This window comes from Dietzia sp. UCD-THP, assembly GCF_000349585.1.
GTDB classification, from domain to species: domain Bacteria; phylum Actinomycetota; class Actinomycetes; order Mycobacteriales; family Mycobacteriaceae; genus Dietzia; species Dietzia natronolimnaea_A.
The window spans coordinates 3,242-6,586 of sequence record NZ_KB714667.1 but is presented as its reverse complement, the minus strand read 5'-3'; the positions used below and the strand labels follow the sequence as shown (position 1 = coordinate 6,586).

Sequence of the window (3,345 nt, the reverse complement as noted above, 5' to 3'; positions counted from 1 at the left end):
GCCAGGTGGGGAGCAGTCAGCATGAGTGAGGAGAGGTAGGAGGTTGGTTAGGGGGGAAAAGACAGGGATGTAGGTGGGTGGTTGCGGTGTAAAGGGATAGCTGGTCTGGATCAGTGGTTGCCGTTAAAGCGCGACAGATGTGTTGCTGGTGTTGCGCTTGTCGGCGCAGGTACTTGTGCAGGAACCACGACGGTCAAACCGAGTCGACAGAGCAGTGTCGGAGCCGGACGACGTAACAGTGGCCCTGGAGTCGAAGAACGAGAGCTGGCGCGGGCGCTAAGGCGGCGCCCCCTTGCCTTGTAATGTGTGTCGCGATGGTCCTGCACGGACCGCTACGACGGGAGAGGTTGATCTGATGCGAACACCGCTATCGGATGCTGAGGTGAAGGTGCTCGCAGTCGAGCTGGTCAGGTCACTTCGCGTCGTCCGAATGAGCACTCTCATCCGGTACCTAGAACACTTGCTCGGTGAGAAGAAGCGCGGCGCCTGGAGCACCTATGTAAGCCGCCTTGTGCAGCAAACCGAGCTGGAGTTTGTGCAGCGCGGCGGTTACCGCTCAGAGAGCATCCTCGGTGTGGACGTGACCCGTCAGTTCGCGGTGGTCGAGGTCCAGGCCGCGCACGAGCTGCGCGTCGCTGATGTGGCCGTTGAGTTCATCCGTGCAGGGTTCGAGTGGACGCCACCGCTAGCGCGCGGAGCCCATGACGAGAAGGTGTCAGACGGTACTGCTTGGATGGGTCACGTGCGCGTCGAGGTCGAGGTTGAACTGTCCGCGAAAACCGCTAAGCGGTGGCGGCGTGTTGCCGCTCGCTACCGCGACATTCAGGCCCGCGAACCGGTGGGAGTCCTGTACGTCTTTGCGAGCGACGGATTACGCCGGTCTTTCCGAACCGTTCTAGCCGAGCGATCCACGCCCGGATGGTGGCATCTCGGGGTGTCCGACATGGCGAGCACAGAGGCTCGCCAGACCGCTGACGCCGCCCTCGCGGCTCTCGTCCACGAAGCCGTCCAGGCTGACGAGATACAGACAACGAACATCGGGCAGGCCGCATTACTCGAACCGGCCGTGGACGCGATAGAGAAACCGCCGCAGGCGCCGCTATCTCGCGCGGAGATGAAGCGCCAGGAGCTACTAGCCGCACGGGCGGCGAAAGGGAACACGCCATGACCACAAACCCGTCAATGACGCTCCTCGTGACCGTGGCCGTTTGGCTGCCCCTCGTCGTCGCGTTCCTCGCGTTCGTCATGCTGACTCGCCTGCTGACCAAACAGACGATCATGCACCGCGGCGAGCTGTACTGGCAGTCGGTGACGCGCACCATTGCGGTCGTCGTAGCCGTCGCCGGCGCGGCCGGCATTGCCGGTCTGGCGTACGTCGTTTGGCGCGTGCAACAGGTGTGGGAGCTGCGCCCTTCGATGAGCGGGAATTGGACCGCGTACGCGACGGACTATGCCAGCTACACCGGCCTCAGTGCGCTCATTGCTGTCCTGTCGGTTCTCGGCTTCGCGCCGGGGCTCTGGCTTATCGGCCGCGCCGCCTTCCTCTGGAAGGTCCGCTACCGCCGGTCCTCCGTGCCCGATGTGGTCACACTGGAGCAAACGGAGATTGCGATACAGCGCCGAGCGGCCGTCGACACGGCCGCGAAGCACGGTATCGACCTCAACTCGAAGACGAACATCATCGGTCCATTGGCAGGCCGCGAGACGACGACCGCGCCCCTCGTCGTGCCGACGAAGACCGGGACCACGCACGCTTTCGCCGTTGTCGTGGACAAAATGCTGACCGCCACTCGGCAACAGAACACCGACTGGCAGGTTGCCGACACGATGGTGGCGCCCAGCAAGCCGGGTGCTGGCCGCGCGCTTCTTCTAGCCGAATCCGGTGCTGGCAAGACCGAGCTATTGACTTCGCTCATGCTGTGCCACCGCGCCAACGGTCACGGCGTCCTGTTCATCGACGGCAAGGGTGACCGCCGGGACGCGTCGAACCTCGCAGAACGGTACGGCGCGACCGTTCACTATGGCGGGTACGACTTCTTTGCAGGCACCGTCTCGGACGTGATCGAACGGCTGATGAAACTCATCCCGGTCACCGAGAGCACGACCTACTACGCCGACGAAGCCCGAGACGTAATCACTCGTGTCCTTGCGCACTGGGAGCAGACCGACGGGTGCGCCGACGTAGCTGAGTTCGGCGCCCTGTGGGAGATAGCGGTGGCCGACGAGCTTGACCGCATTGCAGAGGACGAGACCACCCGCCCATATCTCACCGGGAAGGTACAGGGCGGCCAACGCCACGAACGCGCCTGGCTCTCCCTGCAAAAGGGTCTCGGACAGGTCGAGCAGTTCCACCAGGCCGACGGCTGGACGGTGCCCGAGCTGCTGGCGACCGAAGGGTTCCACGTCGTGCCGATTGTGGACGGCGACGAATCCGAAGTGCTGCTGGCCAACCTCATGATTCACGACATGCGCCGCTACCTCGCTCAAAAGAAACGCGAACAGGGCACGATTCCCGGCGTGCTCGTCATTGACGAGTTCGCGCAGATCGTCCGCGAGAACCTGTCCGAAATGCCGGCCCCGAAAATGGCCGCGACCATGTTCGAGACAACGCGCTCACTGAACATGGGCCTTTACCTGTCGGCCCAGTCGCTCGCTGGCATCGCAGAGGACGAGAACATGCAGCGTCGAATCTTGCAGGCCGGCGCCGCCCTGATCGTCGGCCGAGGCAAAGACTCCGAAGTCGAAGCAAACGCGTTCGGCACCGTCTTCCACGGCGAATCTACCGGCGATGCCTCCGGTTTCGAGGCGAAGTCAACTCGAGCCCAGCACACCTACCGCGTCAGTCCCAACGCGATCCGAGAGCTGCCGAACGGCGTCTTTTTCTTCGGCCAAGGCGGCAGTGTCCGACAGATGATCGTGCTCCCAGCACGACGGTAAGACCATCAAGAGCATTATTTTCCTCGGTGGGTGGGGCGAATCGCCCGTAACTCCCGTACGAATCTCGTCCGAAGCCCCTCGCCGGCCCCGATGCCGGCGGGGGGTTCCTGCTCGGTGGGGTCGTTGCGGTGGGTGCCCCGTTTCCTGCCCCTGCCAAGTCTCTGCGCTCCGCTCGGTGAGTCAACGTCGGCGCCCTGGCGGGCGCCCGACCGCCGGCCAAACTTTCCGCACGCGCTCGCTGCGCTCGCTTATTTCGCGCGGAAACTTTGGCAGGCGGCCGGGTCCCCTCGGTTGACTCCCCTCCCTGCGCGCAGATTTGGCCGGTGTCAGGGAAACGGGGGAAGTGCGGTCGGGGGTCGCGTGGCAGGGCCGCGGCGGCGTATCCGTGCAGGTCACAGCCAAATAACG

2 protein-coding genes are annotated in these 3,345 nt (G+C 64.0%); both read left to right on the top strand.

What is annotated here, in order from left to right:
* The first annotated feature begins 382 nt into the window (after nt 1-382).
* A complete protein-coding gene (locus H483_RS37145) occupies nt 383-1,168 on the top strand; it encodes a hypothetical protein (RefSeq protein ID WP_017838474.1) in 786 nt (261 codons plus the stop codon).
* Nucleotides 1,165-2,937, top strand: a complete 1,773-nt coding sequence (locus tag H483_RS37140) for a hypothetical protein (protein ID WP_017838473.1) — start codon at nt 1,165-1,167, stop codon at nt 2,935-2,937. The genes H483_RS37145 and H483_RS37140 overlap by 4 nt, the downstream gene beginning before the upstream one ends.
* Nucleotides 2,938-3,345: the final 408 nt, after the last annotated feature.

Excerpts from the sequence above, each read along its gene's own strand:
- H483_RS37140 (WP_017838473.1), top strand. The coding sequence starts at position 1,165 with ATGACCACAAACCCGTCAATGACGCTCCTCGTGACCGTGGCCGTTTGG.